The following is an 18,063-nucleotide window of genomic DNA, read 5'->3' as shown; positions in this document are numbered from 1 at the left end:
GCAAGCTCGCCGCCTAACATCAACCCCCAGACGAGGCCCGCACTCCGCTAATTTACGCCGCGAGTTGCGCCAAATGTTCTGACGACGGACAGGCGGCAAATCCCCTAACATACTGCTTCCCGATGCCGATTTCGAACGGGCTGTCCCGCTTGGCGTGATGGCAGCGTTCCGCAACGTCGGTCAGTCATGCAGCGCGCCGACGCGCATGATCGTGCCGCGTTCACGGCTCGCAGAGGTTGGGGCCATTGCGCGCAAAACGGTCGAAGCAATCGTCGTTGGCGAACCGGCGGAGGAGACGACGACGCTTGGCCCCATTGCCAACCGGGCGCAGTTCCAGCGCGTGCAAACCATGATTGCGGTGGGCTTGGAAGAGGGCGCGAAGCTCGTCTGCGGCGGTCCGGGGCAGCCGGACAGGCTGAACCACGGCTACTACGTTCGCCCGACCGTGTTTTCCGAAGTGTCGAGCGCCATGCGCATCGCGCAGGAAGAGATCTTCGGGCCTGTTCTTGCCATTCTGCCCTACGACGACATCGACGAGGCCGTGTCGATTGCCAACGATTCCATATTTGGCCTTGGCGGGCATGTGCAGGGTACGGACATCGACCTGGCCCGCAGCGTGGCCCTGCGTATCCGCACTGGCCAGGTTCACATCAATCACCCTGCGTGGGACGCCCATGCGCCGTTCGGCGGCTACAAACGGTCCGGCAACGGTCGCGAATACGGGGTATTCGGCTTTGAGGAATACCTTGAAATAAAGGCTGTCCTTGGTTTCGCATGAATTCGGAATTCACCGGAGAAGTTTGACATGCCCGCGCCTCTCGCTTTCATCAATTCCACGCCCGACCTGCCGCGCGAAGCCGACGCCGTCGTCATTGGCGGGGGGATCATCGGGAGCTTCACGGCCTACTATCTGGCCAAGCGAGGCCTGAAGGTCGCGCTGATCGAGAAGGGCGTGGTCGGCGGCGAGCAATCCAGCCGCAACTGGGGCTGGTGCCGGCAGCAGAACCGCGACGAGCGCGAACTGCCGCTGGCGACCAAAGCGCTCGATCTATGGGAACAGTTCGGCCTGGAGAGCGGTGAGGAAACAGGCTTTCGCCGCTGCGGCCTGTTCTATGTCAGCAACGATTCTGCTGAGATCGACGCTTGGGCACGCTGGGGTGAATACGCGCGATCGATCGGGGTCAAGACGCGGATGCTCAACAGCCAGGAAGCGACCGAGCATGGCAAGTTCACCGGACAGGTATGGAAGGGCGGCGTGCATTCGCAGATGGACGGAATCGCCGATCCCGGCCTGGCGGTTCCGGCCGTGGCGCGCGCGCTGATGGCGCTGGGCAGTACCGTCCACCAGGCCTGCGCGGCGCGCGGGATCGAGACGACCGGCGGCGCCGTGAGCGCGGTGGTAACCGAGCGCGGCACGATCCACGCCCCGCTGGTCATTCACGCGGGCGGCGCCTGGGCATCTTCATTCATGCGGCAGCTCGGCGTGCGTTTTCCGCAGGCCACTGTCCGCCAGTCGATCCTCGCCGTGGGCACCGGGCACATGAGCCTGCCCGATGCGTTCTACGGCGATTCAATGTCGATCACGCGGCGCGGTGATGGATGCCACGCTCTGGCCTATAGCGGCCGGGCCAAGGTCGATCCGACCATGCAATTCCTGAAGTACCAGAGGCAGTTCCTGCCGATGTTCAAGCAGCGCTGGAGAAAGGTTTCGCCCGGCGGCCTGCAGGGCCTGCGTGCCGGGCACGAGAAGCTCTCGCGCTGGCGGTTGGACCGGGCCACTCCGATGGAGGCCCGCCGTATCCTCGATCCGGCCCCCGACCTCAAGACCATTCGCCTGACTGTTGAGCGTGTTTCCAGGCTGATCCCGGCTGTGGCGACGGCGCCGGTGGTGGCAAGCTGGGCAGGCTTTGTGGACAGCACGCCCGACGGTGTTCCGGTGATCGGCGAGGTTTCGTCCGTGCCCGGCCTTATCCTTGCCGCCGGTTTCAGCGGACATGGTTTCGGAATCGGGCCCGGTGCCAGTCACCTCGTCGCCGATATCGCGACCGGCCATGAGCCGATCGTGGACCCGCGCCCTTATCGGCTGTCGCGGTTCGATCGCGGCGAGCGGGTCGACGTTTCGGAATTCTAGGTGTTTGGTCCCGGCATTTGATGGTGCATTATTCAGCCAACTATGGAGGGATGCGCTATGGGATGGTTTTTCATGGAAGCGCCTGCACGGCAGTGGCGGCATCACCCGCATCGGCAGCCCGATTGGTCCGGCGAAATAATCGTCCACCCGGGCAAGCACATTCGGTATGAACTGCCAAGATTAACCCGAAACTCGACATTCGCTAGGCGGCGTCCGCATTCATGATGGCTGCGTGGAAGACCAGCCCATTATGTTGGTCCCTGGGTCAGCTCCTTTTAGAATTTTGGTTTAATAACAATAAGGTATAAAGATTATCCATGTGGTGTGCCGCATGATGCACTCTTAAATCGAAACGGGGCAGGAAAATGGCGAGCAGCATTTCAATCCCAGCAGCATCCTTTAGCGACGCAGTGCCGAAGATGAGCGCAACCGCGGTCAGCACCCGGCTTGCCAATATCGATGCCCTGCGCGGTTTCGTGATGGTCCTCATGCTGCTCGACCATTTGCGGGAAACCTGGTTCGTCAACTACGCGGTGGACGACCCATATAATGCCGGTATCGGCCTGATCGCTATCGGCTTTGCCCGCTTTGCCGTGAGCTTTTGCGCTCCGGTATTCGTGGCGCTTACGGGTCTTGGCGTCTACCTGTTCAGCATCAATCATACCGTTGAGGAGACCACCTCGTACCTTTTGAAGCGGGGCTTTCTGCTCATCGCGATCGAACTTGTCTACCTGTCCCCATTGTATTGGGGGATCGCGCCCCAGCCAACGTTCTGGTTGCAGGTGATATGGTGCATCGGCCTCAGCATGATTGCGCTGGCCGCGCTGATGCGTTTGCCCCGCCCCGCCCTGATCGCATTTGGCTTGGTCACGGTCGGTCTTCACAACCTGCTCGATCCGATCCAGCTGACGCCGGAGAGTTCGTTTTATCCGCTGTGGGCGATACTGCACCAGCGCGACGTGATCGCCTTGCCCTTCGGCTTTGTCGCCAAGACGACTTATCCAATTCTGCCCTGGCTCGGCGTCATCTCACTGGGCTTCGCGATCGGGAACTGGTTCCGCCCCGAAGTCGCGCCGGAAGCCCGGCAGCGCAAGCTGCTTCTGCTTGGCTTCGGAATGATTGGCGCGTTTATCCTGTTGCGACTTCTCAATGTCTATGGCGACAAGCCCTGGTCCGTCGTCGAAGGCGATCCGGTCCGGACATTCATCAGCTTCATATCGATGACGAAGTATCCCCCCTCGCTGCTTTTCTTGCTGCCGACGCTGGGGGGCGGTGCGCTCTTGCTTGTCCTGTTCGAGAAGATCGATACTTCGCGGCTGGTCGCAGCTCTGTCGGTTTTCGGCGCCGCCCCGATGTTCTTTTACCTGCTCCATCTCACGGTGCTGAGGATACTTTATCACAGCGCCCTGGCGATCTGGGGGCCGAACAACGGGCAGGCCTATATGTTCGACGATTACAACTGGGTGTTTGTCTGGTACGCAGCGATGATCGTGCCGCTGTACCTTCCCACCGTGTGGTATTCGCGTCTAAAGCGGCGTCGGCGCGACATCGCCTGGCTCAAGTATTTTTGAGTCTCGCAAGGTGCCAAGGCCTTTGGGCCCACACCATGGATTGGACCTGTACACTAAGCCCAATTGGCTATTGGCCGCCCGTTCTCTCTCGAACTAGTTGATCTATCAATTCTGGCCCGGAAAGCGTCGAGATGTCGCCAAGCGAACCAAGGTCACCCTTGGCAAGGCTGGGGGCAGAAAGACAAAGTCGAGAACTGCTATCGGCCCGATTTTTTGCACCTGACTTGAAGCTTGAGCTCCTGCTCGATTCCCTTTGTTCGCCTCAATCCCGCTGTAGCCGTCTCTCGCAAAACGCTTGAGCGGAGCGCCGGGCCAGGTCGGCTAGGGGTCACGTTCTTTCGGCAATTCCATCGATCAGAAGCTGAAGCCGAAGCCGAGCACAGCGCGCGTTACCCGCCATGGGTCGCCTGCCGCGACAGCAATCGAGCGAGTGGATCCAAGCAATCGCTCGTGGACGACGCCGGTGTAAACGTTGAAATGCTCGCCCAAAGAATGGCGCAATCTGAGCGAAGCCTCCACATCGGTGAAGCCGTTGCCGAGGTCTTCGTCTGGAATCTCCTGCGCCGACCAGCCGACGGCAAGGCGCGGCTCGAGGACCAGCCGGGGGGTAAGGTCTACACCGAGCAGGAGTTGGCCTGCGCCGGCCAGGTCGCCATCCTGCGAGACGAACACGTAATGCTCCGCCTCAAGTCCGGGCAGTACGTCCACGACCATCCCGGCAACCCCGTGGGTAAGGTCGGAACCGGCCCGCACATCGTGGCGCACGCCGAGGTGCAGCGCGGCCTTGTCCGAGAGCGAACGCGAATAGAGCGCCTGGACCTCGAAATCGTCAAAGGCGGTGCGCGTGTCGCTGCCTCCGGCCGCCTTGACGAGCAATTGGTCCGCACCGTCGCCCAACGTCAGCGTACTATCGAGCACAAGGTGATCGTCGCCCCGTCCAACGTGCACCTCGAGAAGATCCACCTCCAGCTCCACGACGGTCTGTGCCGCGGCAATGGCAGGCTGGAAACCGAGAGCGATCATGGCAGCGGCGAGCTGCAGAGGGACACGGTTTTTCATGCATTTTTGTTCGCACGCCTTTGCAGGCTCATTGTGTCGAAGTGGCCATACGTGCTGACATTTTCTGTCAAAACCACGTGCGAATTCCGAATAATACAGCGATCGAAAAAAAAGCCTTGCGGGGTTGGCCGGCCGTCAGCCCTCAAGCAGGGCAGACAATTTCTGCCGCCCGCGATAGATGCGGGTTTCGATGGTCTTGCGGCTCACGCCGAGCAGCTCCGCGGCCTCGTCCTGGCTCATCCCTTCGATCGCGCAGAGTATCAGTGGTTCGCGCAGCCTGGCGGGCAACGCCTGAACCTCGCGCCGGATATGCTCGACTGCGCGGGCCGAGCGCAGCGCCGCTTCGGGGTCGAGCCCCGGATCGGCGATGGCAGCGGCCTCGTCGATCGGGCGGGCGAAGGTCAGCAGGCGGTGTACCTTGCGGCGGCGGCTCCAGTCCCGGCACTTGTTGAGCGCGATGCGCAGGATCCACGCGCGGAACGGACGCTCGTCATCGAAGCGGCGCAGCGCGGCGAAGGCGGCGATGAAGGCTTCCTGCGTAATGTCGAGTGCTTCGCATTCCTCTCCGACGTGGTGGCGGGCAAGGCGGAACACCGCCTCGCGGTGGCGGCGCATCAATGCGGCAAAGGCCAATTGGTCGCCGCCCAGCGCGGCCCTGGAGAGCCCTGCGTCGGCTGCAAGATCATCGGGCCCGGACATGCCGGGCTATCCGCCGCCTGCCTCGGTCAGCGCCTTGTCCACGGCCCGGTCGAAGCGCACGGCCTGGTCGGGGCGCAGCAACGCGCGCATGGCGAAGACGTGCTCAAGCGTGGCCTTCTGCAGGTCGCCCATAGCCATGTGCGCATGATCGACGGCAGCGGCCACGCGGGGGCCGTACTGGTGTTCGCTGGCCATCGCCCGGGCCAGTTCGGCGTTGGCCTGCCCGAGCGTCGCTTCCAGTTCGGCGCGACGGCTGGCGAAGCGGACTTCCAGCGCCTCGATCCTGGCTTCCTGTTCGCGGTCGAGATCGAGCTGCTGGTGTACGAAGGCATGGAGTTCTCCACCGGAATGCCCTTGCGGTGCGAGCAGGCTTCGCGACGCCCACAATGTCCCCAGCGCCACGGCGGCGGAAATGAGCGCGACGAGGAGGTAGCGGCCGGCGTTTCCCATCACAGGCTCAGCAGCCGCGAAGGGGCTGCCGCCGGGATCCCGAACAGCGGCTCCGCCCGCGCTTTATCGGCCGGCGCGAGGCCGGCCGAAAGGACGATCACCAGTGAAATGGCCCCGGCAAGCACCAGCCCGCGCCGGGTAATCGCTGCCTCGCGCTGCACCGCAATGCCGGCGAAGACGCGCTGCTCGATCATGTCCAACCCATCCGGGAGGGGGGCCTCGCGCAATTGGGTAAATTGGCTGTCGAGCTTGGTCATCATTTCCCGTCCTACTGGTTTCAGCATAGGATACGTGCGCGGCGACTGCATCCCTCAATCATCTGTCCCGACCCGTTTTTGAGGGATGGGTGAGCCGTCCGCGTATAGCCCGGTACAATCCTGCAAATCATGGAGAAACCCCATGCGCCGCCTGTCCCTGATGTCCCTCGCCGTTTCCGCCCTCTTCGTCTCGACCGTGCCTGCCGCCGCGCATCCGCGCCTCGTATCGGCCTCGCCCGCGGCCAACGCCTCGGTTGCCCCACCGACGCAGATCGTGTTGACCTTTTCCGAATCCCTCGTTGCGCCGCTGTCGGGGATCGAGCTGACGATGACGGCGATGCCCGGCATGGCCGATCACCCGCGAATGCCAATCCGCGGCTTCAACACGAAGGTTGAAGGCCGCACACTCACCGTCAAGTTGCCCCGCCAGCTGGCGGCGGGCACTTATGAGCTGAATTGGCACGTTGTCGCTGCCGACCAGCACCGGATCGAGAATAGCTACACCTTTACCGTCCGCTAGGCCGATGGATGACGCCTGCTTCGTCGTCGCCCGCCTGGCGACCTATGCAACGCTGCTGCTGGCGGCGGGAGTTCCGCTCTACCTGACGGCTGCGCGTGAGCGCGGCGCCTGGCGCTTGTCCGGGGGAGTCACGCTTGCCGCCATGGCCGCCTCGGCTTGGTGGGTGCTGGAAGCCATTGCCTCCATGGCGGGGCAGCCGGTCGGTCAGATCGATCCGGAAATGGCCTTTGCCGTGCTCGATGCGACCCCGCTAGGCATGGTGATGGTCGTCCGTCTGGTGGCGCTCCTTGCAGCGCTCGCAGCCCTGTGGCGCTGTAACATGGGCCTTGCCGCTCTCGCCGCTTCCGTGGCGCTGGCGACCATGGCGTGGACCGGTCACGCCGGGGCGGGAGAGGGCGGAACGGGCGCGCTGCACCGGGCCAGCGATGTCGTCCACCTACTTGCAGCATCGATCTGGACTGGGGCTCTGACCTTGTTCTCCGGTGCTGCGATCTCCAGCCAGGATCGGGAGACGCTGCTGCGCCGCTTATCCGCCTTTGCCACGATCGGCAGCGCGATCGTGGTCCTGCTCCTGCTGACCGGGATCGCCAACACGCTGGCGATTGCCGGCTGGCCGATCGACCTAGCCTCGACTTGGACATGGCTACTGGGCGCCAAGCTTGCCTTGTTCCTCGGGATGCTGGCGCTCGCTGTTTTCAACCGCTGGCTACTCACGCCTCGGCTCGCGCGTGATCCGACTGGAAACCTGGGATACCTGAAGTTGTCACTTGCGCTCGAAACAGGTGCGGCATTTCTGATTCTTGCCATTGTCAGCTGGCTGGGCGTTCTCTCTCCTTCCTGACAGGTCGGCCAGGGGAACACGCATCACCAGTCAGCTGCCCCGTCCCGCAATAAATCTCACTTCGATGCGGACAATACCAGGTGACCCGGAGCGACCTCCGTCACTTCCACGCCCGTCATGATGTGCAGCGCCTCCACGAAGCCTTCGACTTCGCCGGCCTTGAAGTAGCCCGCTATGGGCATGGCGCGCAGTTCATCGCCGCGAACTTCGATGTCGACGTCCGAATAGCGGCCGACCTCATCCACCACATCGGACAGCGGTTCCCCCGCAAAGGCGAGCATACCGACGCGCCACGATAGCTTGCGATCGATCTCGGTGGGCGTCACATGCTCCAGGATCTCGACGTGCTCGGCCGAAAAGACCGCGCTCTGGCCGGCTGTCAGTTCCATGACCGTGCGGGCTGGTCTGCTGACGCTCGGCGTTCCTGCGAGCGGTTTCGCCGCGGCGAGGGCGACACGCCCCTCGGAGACCATGACATCGAGCTTGTTTGCCTTGTTAAGGCGCACGGAGAATGCCGTTCCCACGGCTCTCACCACGCCGTTTCCGGCATAGACGGAGAAGGGCCTCGATGCATCATGCGCGACCTCGAAAAACGCTTCCCCGCGCAGAAGCTTTACGCGCCGCTCCGTTTCCGTGAACTCTGTGGCGATGCGGCTGTCCGTATTGAGCGTCAGCTTCGAACCATCCGGCAAGGTGACAATTTCCTGCCCCCCCACTTTCGTTTGATAGTCTGCCGCGAAGCGGGCAGGGCGGGGCTCAAGCCCATCGCGGTTGAGAAGCGCACCGATGGCCACCACAGCCAGCAGAACCGCAGCCAGTGCCGGCAATGCCACCGCCGCGCGGCGCAGGAACGACCGCTTCGCCGGCGCGTCTCCTGCCGAGGCATAAGCGTTCAGGGCTTCCAGCCTGTCGAGGCCATCCCAGAGCCCGGAGAAGCGTTCGAAGGCATCGCGATTCTGCTCGCTTTCACCGCGCCACCGGGCGAACGCCGCATGGTCCGCGGGGGTCATCTCGCCGCCGGCAAGGCGCGCCGCCCATTCGGCAGCTTCCGCCTCGCTCTTCTTCGGATCGGGAAGAAGATAGATATTGTGGGCGTCAGTCATTGGCTTTGCGCGCCATTTCGGTTTCGGGAGCCGCCATTTTCAGGACCGCGCCTGTGCTCGCCTTGCGCAGTGCGCTGCCGCTGAATTCCGCCGGGTCATAGCCCTGATTGCGCAGATAGGCGTTGCACGCGATCAAGGCCGCCGCCACGCGCTTTTCAACCGTGCTGACCGAGACGTCCAGTTTCGCGGCAATTTGCTTGAACTTCAGCTTATCGACCTTGCACATCCACAGGGCTTGCCGCAGTTCCGGTTTCAGACTGGCCATCGCCTGAGAGAGGACGAACAATTTTCGGCGTCCGTCGACCTGCTCCTCGACCGTGCCATGACGCTCGTCGACGAGCGCTTCGGCGCCGTTTGAATCCTCGAAGAATTCCGTCACGCTGTTTTCCTTCCTCGTCGCCTCGCTGATCGCCAGGTTCTTGGCAACGCGGATAAGGAAGGCCTTGAGGTTGCCGATATCCTGCTTCTCGCTGGCCACGAAAGTGCGCAGGAAGACCTCCTGCACGAGGTCGTCCACGTCGTCCCCTCGGCGGCGATAGCGTGAGACGACGCGCCGAAGCGTCATCTCGCAGTCGATAAACGTGTTCAGCAAACGCGACATCGATGCTTTCCGAAGCGGCCGAGGGCACCCGGCGACGCGGACGCTAGCACGAAGCGGAATGGCAGGCCAGAATCCATCACGCTGCCTCGGCTTTCTATGCCTGCCATCCGCATATCTAGGCCCCGAAGCTTGCCTCGTAGACACGCATCCAGTTCTCGCCCATGACCTTGTCGATGTCGGCCGTGCGCCAGCCCCGCCGTTCCATCTCGGCGCGGACAGCCGGGAGTTTCGAAATATCTTCGAATCCCTGCGCATATTGGATCGGGTCCTGAACATAGGTCATCTCCGGCGGAAATGCGAAAGACTCCTCCGGATTGATGGAAGACGTCGCGCCGGTCGTGAAATCGCCGCCGATGCCGATGTGATCCACGCCGACGAGCTTTTTCAGATAGTCGAGTTCGTCGACGTAGCGCTTGATGTCCGCGCGGCGTCGCGGTTCCTTGCGCTTGCCCACATCACCGCGGCCCCAGCTCATGAAGGGATCGATCGCGCTGACGCCAAAAAGGCCGCCGGTCTTCGCGATGCCTTCAATCACCCGGTCCGATGTGTTGCGTGGGTTGGCGTTGAGCGCGGCGATGTTCGAATGGGTGCACACGACCGGGCGCTCCGCCATCGCAATGACGTCGAGGCTGGACTGCTCGCCGGTATGGCCGCCGACATCGACCAATATGCCGAGCGACTGCATCTGCGAGACGATGGTCCGCCCAGCCTTGGTGAGGCCGACGTGCGGATCAAGGCAACCGCCGGCAAAGGCATTGGTCAGGTTGTAGATAAGGCCGCAAACGCGAAGGCCGAGATCGTAGAAAAGCCGCATCGTCGTCTTTGGCGGTTTGGACCACCAGTCGCTTTCGCCCTTCATGACGAAAAGGTCGGCTTCCTGCCAACCGATGGTGAGGGAAATCCTGCCTTCGCGCTTGATGCGCCGGATATCGGCGGCCGTTTTGGCGATCTCCACGTATGCCGCATTTCGGGCCGCGAATTCGAGCAGCTGCGACATTTGGAGGAGCGATGGCAACATGCTGACGTTCCAGCAATCGACGCCGCCTTTTCGCAGCAGTTCAAGATATTCGGTGGTCGGCGCAGCCGGGCTGCATCCATCCACCACGATCGGGCCAATTGCGGAAGGCTCGTCCGCCACGGCGCGGCCCGCAGCCGTGCTCGCCGCGGCGGCAAGGAGGCTTCCTCCCGTCAGCTTCATCAGCCCGCGGCGGTTCATTTCGGATCCCATCAGAAAACCTCCCTGTCCAAACCCTAGTTCGCCGCCTGTGCAAAAGGCACGGGTGGTTCCTGTTGCTGCAAATGCCGAATGAAGAAGCCCGCGAGCCGCCGCGCTGCATAGGGATGATATCCCACGTCATGGGCTGCGTTCGGCACGAGCACGAACTCGAACTCCTTGCCCGCCTCGATCAGCGCATTCGAAAACGCCACCGTTTGATTGAACGGCACGTTTTGATCGATCTCGCCTGCGATCAGCATCAGTCTGCCTTCCAGCCGCTTCGCCAAATGCAGATTGTCGACGCGCGCGTAGACATCCTCCTCGCCATCCCTCGGAACGCCGAAGAAGCGTTCTACCGAGATCGAGGAGATCATGGTTCGATAGTCGTGCGGGCCCGCGATCGAGACGGCAGCCTTGTAGAAATCCGGGAACAGTAGAATGGCGCGTGCCGAGGCGTAGCCACCGAACGAAATGCCGGTGATGCCGACGCGCTCCAGATCCATGTAGGGCCGCGTTCGCGCAGCCGATCTGATTCCGGCGACATGATCGGCAAGGGCGAACGAATCTTCGTCCTTCATCGGCGCCATGTGAAAGGCCCGCGACCGTCGCGGCGTGCCGCGCCCGTCCTGAACGACGATGATGAACCCGAGTTCCGCAAGCGCCTGCATGTAGGCGGCGCGCGCGCCAAGGGCGTCCGTGAAGCTCTGCGGCGCGAACGATACCTGCGGGCCGGCGTAGATCTGCTCGATCACGGGATAGCGTCTGGACTTGTCGAAATTCGTGGGCTTCAGGAGAACGCCGTGAATGTCGTGTGCGCCGTCCGCGCTTTTCGCGATCAGGCGTTCGGGCGGGGACCATCCGGTGGCAAGAAGCGCGCTTGCGTCCGCATCGACAAGATCGGAAACGCGCCTGCCGTCTGCAGCGCGCACGACAGTACGCGGCGGCTCCGACACGGTTGAATAGGTATCGACGAAATAGCGCCCGCTCGGCGAAAAGCGCTGCACCGGCGTGTCGTAATGACCATTGAGGCCGCGCACTGGAAAGTTCGTGTAGGCATGGTCGGCGTCTTCGGGGGTCAGCAGTTTCAGCCCGCTTCCGTCGAGATTGACGCGATAGAGATGGCGATAATAGGGGTTGCGTCCTGCCTCCTTGCCGCCGCCCGTGAAGTAGATGACACCTGCGGCCTCATCGACACGCACAATATCGAACACCGCCCAATCGCCCTTGGTCACGGCGTTCTTGAGGGTGCCGGTCCTGACGTCGTAGCGATAGAGATGCCCCCAGCCGCTGCGCTCCGACCACCACAGAATGTCGCTGCGGCTCGCCAGCAGGCGCACGTTCGGCACATGGTAGTCGAAGGGATTGAGATTGAGGTACTGGCCGTCTCGTTCTTCGAGAATAGTCCGCGCTTTGCCGGTCCCGAGATCGACGGCAATGAGGTCGAGCGCGCGCGAATCGCGCGTCGATGTCACGAGATAAAGTTCGCCGCGCTCCATATCCCAACCGGGCTCACCCACGATCGCCCAGTAGGGTGCGTAATCGTTGAAGCCGAAAGCGCCGCCGTCGACCTCGACAGCGCGGCCGCTCTTCCGGTCGATGAGCGAAAGCGTGTAGGGCACCTGCGGCGCATCCGTGGGCATCGGCATAGCAATCTGGTGCGCGATGGGGCGCGACGAATCCGGCGCGAGATATTCGACGACATAAGGCGCGGTCTTGACGCCGCGATAGTCCGTGCGGACTGCAAGAATATACCGCCCGTCGGGCGACCAGGTCGCGCCGGGGTAGGTGGACGGCTCGGTGCCGCGACGCTCCTCGACATAGGTCGTTCGGAACGCGGTATATTGGTAGGGAAATTCCGCCGTCCCGTCTGTCGTCAGCGATCTCTCCTTGCCGGTCGACGTTTCGCGCAGCCAGAGGTTGTGATCGCGAACAAAAACCGCTTGCGTGCCGTCCGGCGAGAGGGCGGCGGCCGGATCGGGCGCCGTTTCCGCCTTCATGTTGCAAAAATTGGCGTCGCGGCTGCATTCGAATGTCTTTTCGCTTGCGGCGAAGACGACTCTTTTCAGGCCGTCCGAATAGCGAAAGGATGTGAACGGCAGTTTCTGCGCTGAAATCGTCTTGCCGAGCTCGAGCGAGAGCATCCGCGCGACCGCTTCGTGGTTGAACGAGGGCGACGCTTCACCGGTCGCGGCATTCACGGTCTCGAAACGATAGCCGCCGTTCACGTCGCGGCGATACCAGAATTGATCGGTGTCCCCGATCCAGTTCGGAACCGGCGCGGCATTTAGCACGAGGCCGCGAACGGCATCCGGATAGAAACGTGCCGCGCGCTGGAAATCGGCGTGCGTGAGACTTGGCGCCGCGTCGGCCGTTCCCAAGCGGTCGATGCTTCCGCAGGAGCTGGAAAGCAGAACCAGCGTCCCGATCAGTATTCGCCGTACACAAGCCTTCAGCATGGCACTCTTCCCAAGGCAAGGACGGCGGCGCCCGCAAGCGCCGCCGTCTACTGCGTAGTGTCAGTAGCGGACTGTGAACGTCAGTCCGGTCGTCCGCGGCCTGTTGATGAAGGCCGACGAAAGATTGCCGTCGAGCACACCGTCAACCAGTGTCGCCGCGCTCGTCGGAATGGTCGTCGCCTGCAGTTCCAGGTCGTTGAACACGTTGTTCATATATGCCGTCAGCGACCAGCGTTCGGTTTCGAGGCCCAGCCGAAGGTTCAGCATCTCCATGCTGCCGAGCCTGCCCGACGGGAAGTTCTGCGGAAAGGTCTCACGCTCGCCGATGTACTGGAACGCAACCTGCCCGGTCAGCTCGATATCGCCGACACCGAGCGGATAGTTGAGATCCGCGCCGGTCGAGAACGAAACCTTCGGGACGTTCGGGGGGCGGTTGCCCTTGGCGAGATCCTGGAAGTCCGCCGGTGCGCCGGCGATCGAAAAGACCGTCATACCCTTGGTGTATTCCGCTTCGGTATAGTTGCCGCTGAAGAACAGCGAAACGTTCGGGTTCACCTTGTAAAGGCTTTCGATCTCAAGGCCGTAGATGCGCAGCTGCGGTCCGTTTGCCGTGAGTGCGCCCGGATTGCTGATGCCGATCTGCGGCGTATCGAAATCGGAATAGAAGCCGGCGACATTGAACGTCACGTCGCCATCCATCCACCGCGACTTGAGGCCGATCTCGCCCGTCACGATATCGTCGGAACCATAGGTCAGCGCGTCTTCGAATTCCGGCGAGCCGACCGGGCCGAAGCCCATCGCCGAAAACGGGCTGTTGAGGCCGCCGTTGCGAACGCCGCGCGCGATCGTGCCGTAAAGCATCGCATCGTCGGTCATGTCATATTCGAAGCCGGCGCGCGGCAGGAAGGTGTTCAGCTTGAAATCGAAGCTCACGCCGGGGCCGCCCGGCGCGGTGAGCGCTTCCACGTCGTTCGGAACCGGGAAATAGATCGGTGCAAAGATGTCATCGGGATCCGTGAAAATCGGCGAGAAAATGCCGATCACGAAGGATTCGACCAGCGTCGACCTGACCCTTTCGTTCACGTAGCGCGCACCCGCGAAGACGCGGAAACGCTCCGACACGTCATAGCTGAATTCCGCGAACGCCGAGAACTGCCGCGTATCGACCCGCGTGGTCGAACGTTCGATCTCGGTTGTGCCGCTGTCGGTGATGTTGGCGTATCCGGGGCCGGCAACGAGCGCCGTGTCGGTCGCTTCGGTGTCCTGATAGAACGCGCCCGCCACAAAGTTCAGCGGCGATTCAAAGTCCGAAACGAAACGGAATTCCTGCGAAACGCTCTTTTCCTTGCCGCGCGTCTGCGCAATGGCCGTGAGGTCGGACGAGAGCAGGTTGCTTGCCGTATCGAACGGCGGGAAGGCGTTGAAGAAGCCTTCGAAGCCGTATGTATACGCCGAGCTGAACGTTTCCGCCTGGCGTTTGCGCTTGTAGAGGCCGGTGATCGATTCGATCGTGATCGGCCCACCGTTCCATGAAACCTTGCCGCTGTAGAGTTCGAAATCATCTTGGCCGAGGCCGTCGATGAGGCTGAGCGACGGCGCGATCAGGTCTTCCGTCCCCACCGAATTGCCGATCGTCGTCGGTTCGATGAAGTTGAGCTCGCCGATGTCGTCGCGGCCGAAATGCGCGGCAAGACGGATGCTAAGATCTTCCGTCGGCTTGAAGAGAACAATAGCGCGTCCACCATAGGACTCGAAGTCGTTCATGTTCTTCTTGTCGAGGCCGAGGTTGTCGATGTAGCCGTCGTCCTTGCGATAGAAGCCGACCACGCGCACGCCGAGCTTGCCCGGCACCAGAATGAAGCTCGTCGCGTTGTCGACGCGATAGTTGAAGCCGCCGTGGTTCGTGGTGCTGAGGCCATTGCTCCACATGCCCTCGATCATCTTGCCGCTATCGAGGTCGGGGTCGGCCGAAAAATAGCGGATCGCGCCGCCCATCGCGCCCTCACCGAAATAGGTCGGCTGCGGACCGCGGAGAACCTCAACCCGGTTGAAATCGAAGAAGTTGAAATCGCGCTGCGAGGCGGATGCCGACGCGACCGGAATATCGTCCACGAGGATGGAAACGAGCGGCTGCAGCTGGTTGCCTGAAACCTGCGTGCTGTTCGTCACGCCGCGGATGTTGATTTCGTTCGTGTTCGGGCCGCGATCCAGAAGCTCCACGCCGGCGACCCGGTTCGAGAGGTCTTCGAAGTCCACGATGCCGGAGCGGCGAAGCTCCCGGCCATCGAGCGCGGCGACGCTGCCGCCGATGTTCTGAATGGATTCCTGGCGGAATCGCGCGGTTACGACGATCTCTTCGCGGTCGTTGCTTTCAAGGGCGACATCCTGTGCCGCTGCCCCGTTCGCACCGAATATGAACGTCGAAATCCCCGCGAAGAGCGATGCTTTCAATCCCCTGCTTGCCACTTTCATCTCCCTGCCTTCACCTGTTGGTTTCGGGGTGATGACGATCACCCCTTTCTTGGTGAGGCGGGCGGAATATCCTGTGCGCTGAAGCAGAATTGCGAGCGCTTCATCGACCGTGTGCCGTCCGCGAACGCGCGGTGCGTCCGGGACATCGGCCAGATCGGGAGGGTAGAGAAGCTGTGCACCGGTAAGACTTACCAGTGACGACAACGCTTCACCGAGAGTCTGCTCTTCGATGCGAAGATCGTAAGAGCGCACCGGCAAAGCTTGAGCATTCGCGGCAACGACCACGAAGACGGCAAAAGCACCGCCAAGCGTGAGTTGCCGACGCAAACTCAACCCCTCCCATTTCTGGCCGGGCATAATGGCGCGTATCGGATCTTCACACCAGCCCTGCAGATGAAGACCGGCGAGGAGAGAAAACCCGTAAACTTTTCTTCAAAGAAATGTCGCAATCCAAACTCCTTGCAACCCGGGCAGGGTGCAGCCCGGCATAACCCGCTTCCCAGCCGGCGCAAAGGTCTCAACATACATCATTGTATTTTCAATGTTTTGCGCTCCCAGGGAACTCCGCCAGCACATCTACGACAGCGCTCACGCCGGTTCGTATCGGATCGAAGCAGGCGAGGCCGGTCTCTTCCGCCGTGCGAGCGATCGTTGCGAACGCCTCGCTTTCCGACATCGATGATGTGTTCAGGGATATGCCGACGAAGCGCGCGGCAGGATTGACCGCGCGCGCCAGCGGCAGGTAGGCGTCCATCGCTTCCTGAATCGTCGGGCATCGGACGTGGGGGAAATCGTTCAGCCTTTCCCGCAGCGGATCGTCGCACAGAACAAGCGCATCGGGCTGCGAACCATACAGCAGCCCGAGCGTGACCGGCGCATAGGCGGGATGCAGGATCGCGCCTTGTCCCTCTATGACGTCCCAGTGATCCGGGTCGTTTTCGGGTGACAGCATTTCTGCGGCGCCGGAAATGAAATCGCCCACCACGGCATCGATCGCGATGCCGCCCCCGGCGATGAGAATGCCGGTCTGGCCGGTCGCGCGGAAATCGGCCTTCAAACCGTGCGCGTTCATGCCTTTCGCGATCGTCATCGCAGTGTATTTCTTCCCGAGCGCGCAATCCGTGCCGACGGTCAGCAAGCGCAGCCCGGCGCGCGGTTTGCCGTTGCCCACGGGCAGGGAGAGCGTGGTGTGGCGCACATCGTGGAGCGTGCGCCCGAGCGCGGCGGCCAGGTCCGCGATTTCCGGAATATCGTTCAAACGGCTGTGAAGGCCCGAGGCGATATCGAGGCCTGCGCGAAGCACATCCTGCAGGATCGGCACCCACTGCGTCGGCAAGACTCCGCCGTGCGGTGCAATGCCGATCACGGCGGTTTTCACGCCTTCGGCCGCGGCCTGCAGCACCGTCATCGAAGGCAGGCCGATGTCGACCGCTTCCTCTGTGAATCTAAGCTGGCCCAGGCAATCGGCGCGCGCCCAATCACGCAGGCCGAACGCGGTCTTCGCGTTGCGCGGGTTCGTCATATCGCCGATGATGAGGAGAAACGGTTTCTTGATCGTCAGCATATTGCCTATACAAATCCGTAATGCCTGTGTGCAGGCACGGCGAAAGCCGGCACCGAACCAGTGCGTTGTCATGGGAACGCGGGTTTGACCGGTCGCTGCGGACAAGACAAACCAGTAGTCCTAAGGCAAGGGCGAGCGCTGCTAGACCATGTTCCTGAATTCACAGACGCTCGCCTCGCTTCGCTTCTTCGAAGCCGCCGCACGCAAGTTGAGTTTCAAGAAAACGGCGGCCGAGCTCCACGTCACCGACGGTGCCGTCAGCCAGCAGATCAAGCATCTTGAAGAGGCGCTGGGGCAGAAGCTCTTTCTTCGCTTGCCTCGGCGCATCGCGCTCACGGAGGCGGGCGAGCGCTTCGCATCCACCGTGCGCAAAGCGCTGGCAGAGATCGAAGATGAAGCGCGCGCTCTCCGCGCGGGCGGTGCAAGAACGGAAATCCGTGTCCGTGTGAATCCGTCGTTCGCGCTGCGCTGGCTGATGCCGCGCGTCGGCGATTTTTATGCCAAACACCCCGGCAGCAAACTCTTCATGATCGCTGAATACGGCGATATCGATCTGTCCGGGCGCGATTTCGATATCACGATCGAACAGGCCGTGCAGCCGCTCGCCGGTCTTCATTCCGAAAGGCTGTTCGACGAATACATCACGCCGGTTTGCACACCGGCCTATCTGAAAGACCATCCTCTGGAAGCGCCCGGCGGACTGGAAGCCTGTACGCTCCTGCACGATGCCCATGCCTGGAGCGGCGGCGCGAACGATGCCGAATGGAAGGTCTGGCTTCAGGAAGCCGGCGCGTTGCAGGTGGCGGCAGGGCAGGGGCGGTTCTTCAGTCTTGCCGACATGGCGATCCAGGCCGCACTCAATGATCAGGGGATCGCCATGGGCAGAACTGCGCTGGTCGGAGACCTACTGGAAGCGGGTGTCCTTGTCGCGCCCTTCGCCTTGAAGGTGAAAAGCCCCGCATCCTATTGGCTCGCCTTTCCAAGAGCGTATTCGGAAACGCCGGCCATCGACGCTGTCGGAAACTGGCTGAGGGCCGAGGCGAAGCGCTTCCTCGACCAGGCGCCTTTCTGAAAGCGTTCCGCACAGGCCGTTCAGGACCTTGTCTAGATTCACATACACTTA

At 62.2% G+C, this 18,063-nt stretch carries 15 protein-coding genes and 1 pseudogene; 6 read left to right on the top strand and 10 right to left on the bottom strand.

Annotated features, from left to right (window positions below; all coding sequences use genetic code 11):
* Positions 1 to 100 precede the first annotated feature (100 nt).
* From H2052_RS15310 to H2052_RS15300, 3 genes and pseudogenes are all read left to right on the top strand, one after another.
* Positions 101 to 778, top strand: a pseudogene (locus H2052_RS15310) (aldehyde dehydrogenase family protein); the annotation flags it as partial.
* Between the two features lie 27 nt (positions 779 to 805).
* On the top strand, positions 806 to 2,131 hold the full coding sequence (locus H2052_RS15305) for an FAD-binding oxidoreductase (protein ID WP_293783503.1): 1,326 nt from the start codon (positions 806 to 808) through the stop codon (positions 2,129 to 2,131).
* A 365-nt stretch (positions 2,132 to 2,496) separates the two neighbouring features.
* The gene (locus H2052_RS15300; protein ID WP_293783500.1) at positions 2,497 to 3,702 is read left to right on the top strand and encodes a heparan-alpha-glucosaminide N-acetyltransferase domain-containing protein; all 1,206 of its coding nucleotides are present in this window, start codon (positions 2,497 to 2,499) and stop codon (positions 3,700 to 3,702) included.
* Between the two features lie 354 nt (positions 3,703 to 4,056).
* Here H2052_RS15300 and H2052_RS15295 read toward each other — a convergent pair whose 3' ends face one another.
* The 4 genes from H2052_RS15295 to H2052_RS15280 all read right to left on the bottom strand — a co-directional run bounded on the left by H2052_RS15295 (position 4,057) and on the right by H2052_RS15280 (position 6,167).
* Positions 4,057 to 4,761, bottom strand: coding sequence for a copper resistance protein B (locus tag H2052_RS15295; protein WP_293783497.1), 705 nt, complete (start codon positions 4,759 to 4,761; stop codon positions 4,057 to 4,059).
* Between the two features lie 135 nt (positions 4,762 to 4,896).
* Positions 4,897 to 5,460 (bottom strand): RNA polymerase sigma factor, encoded by a 564-nt coding sequence (locus tag H2052_RS15290; protein ID WP_293783494.1) that lies wholly within the window; start codon positions 5,458 to 5,460, stop codon positions 4,897 to 4,899.
* A gap of 6 nt (positions 5,461 to 5,466) precedes the next feature.
* Positions 5,467 to 5,910, bottom strand: coding sequence for a periplasmic heavy metal sensor (locus tag H2052_RS15285; protein ID WP_293783491.1), 444 nt, complete (start codon positions 5,908 to 5,910; stop codon positions 5,467 to 5,469).
* The gene (locus H2052_RS15280) at positions 5,910 to 6,167 is read right to left on the bottom strand and encodes a hypothetical protein (protein WP_293783488.1); all 258 of its coding nucleotides are present in this window, start codon (positions 6,165 to 6,167) and stop codon (positions 5,910 to 5,912) included. Before H2052_RS15280 ends, H2052_RS15285 begins: the two co-directional genes overlap by 1 nt.
* A gap of 142 nt (positions 6,168 to 6,309) precedes the next feature.
* Here H2052_RS15280 and copC point away from each other — a divergent pair, with 142 nt between their 5' ends.
* Positions 6,310 to 6,687 carry a copper homeostasis periplasmic binding protein CopC gene (copC, locus tag H2052_RS15275; protein WP_293783485.1) on the top strand — a complete coding sequence of 126 codons (378 nt, stop codon included), beginning with the start codon at positions 6,310 to 6,312 and terminating at the stop codon, positions 6,685 to 6,687.
* A 4-nt stretch (positions 6,688 to 6,691) separates the two neighbouring features.
* A complete protein-coding gene (gene copD, locus H2052_RS15270; protein WP_293783482.1) occupies positions 6,692 to 7,528 on the top strand; it encodes a copper homeostasis membrane protein CopD in 837 nt (278 codons plus the stop codon).
* 56 nt (positions 7,529 to 7,584) lie between these two features.
* Here copD and H2052_RS15265 read toward each other — a convergent pair whose 3' ends face one another.
* The 6 genes from H2052_RS15265 to H2052_RS15240 all read right to left on the bottom strand — a co-directional run bounded on the left by H2052_RS15265 (position 7,585) and on the right by H2052_RS15240 (position 16,940).
* A complete protein-coding gene (locus H2052_RS15265; RefSeq protein ID WP_293783479.1) occupies positions 7,585 to 8,631 on the bottom strand; it encodes a FecR domain-containing protein in 1,047 nt (348 codons plus the stop codon).
* Entirely contained in the window at positions 8,624 to 9,196 is a 573-nt protein-coding gene (locus tag H2052_RS15260; protein ID WP_293783505.1) for an RNA polymerase sigma factor, read from the bottom strand. Before H2052_RS15260 ends, H2052_RS15265 begins: the two co-directional genes overlap by 8 nt.
* A gap of 151 nt (positions 9,197 to 9,347) precedes the next feature.
* Positions 9,348 to 10,460, bottom strand: a complete 1,113-nt coding sequence (locus tag H2052_RS15255; RefSeq protein ID WP_293783476.1) for a membrane dipeptidase — start codon at positions 10,458 to 10,460, stop codon at positions 9,348 to 9,350.
* Positions 10,461 to 10,483: 23 nt separating this feature from the next.
* Complete coding sequence (locus tag H2052_RS15250) at positions 10,484 to 12,904, bottom strand: DPP IV N-terminal domain-containing protein (RefSeq protein WP_293783473.1); 2,421 nt, start codon at positions 12,902 to 12,904, stop codon at positions 10,484 to 10,486.
* 60 nt (positions 12,905 to 12,964) lie between these two features.
* The gene (locus tag H2052_RS15245; RefSeq protein WP_293783470.1) at positions 12,965 to 15,703 is read right to left on the bottom strand and encodes a TonB-dependent receptor; all 2,739 of its coding nucleotides are present in this window, start codon (positions 15,701 to 15,703) and stop codon (positions 12,965 to 12,967) included.
* Between the two features lie 211 nt (positions 15,704 to 15,914).
* Positions 15,915 to 16,940 (bottom strand): DUF1611 domain-containing protein, encoded by a 1,026-nt coding sequence (locus H2052_RS15240; RefSeq protein ID WP_293783467.1) that lies wholly within the window; start codon positions 16,938 to 16,940, stop codon positions 15,915 to 15,917.
* A gap of 148 nt (positions 16,941 to 17,088) precedes the next feature.
* Here H2052_RS15240 and H2052_RS15235 point away from each other — a divergent pair, with 148 nt between their 5' ends.
* Positions 17,089 to 18,012 (top strand): LysR substrate-binding domain-containing protein, encoded by a 924-nt coding sequence (locus H2052_RS15235; protein WP_293783464.1) that lies wholly within the window; start codon positions 17,089 to 17,091, stop codon positions 18,010 to 18,012.
* The last annotated feature ends 51 nt before the right edge of the window (positions 18,013 to 18,063 follow it).

The organism is Sphingosinicella sp. (genome assembly GCF_013911755.1).
Classification (GTDB): domain Bacteria; phylum Pseudomonadota; class Alphaproteobacteria; order Sphingomonadales; family Sphingomonadaceae; genus Sphingosinicella.
The sequence above is the reverse complement of the archived record's forward strand: the minus strand, read 5'-3'. Positions and strand labels throughout refer to the sequence as shown.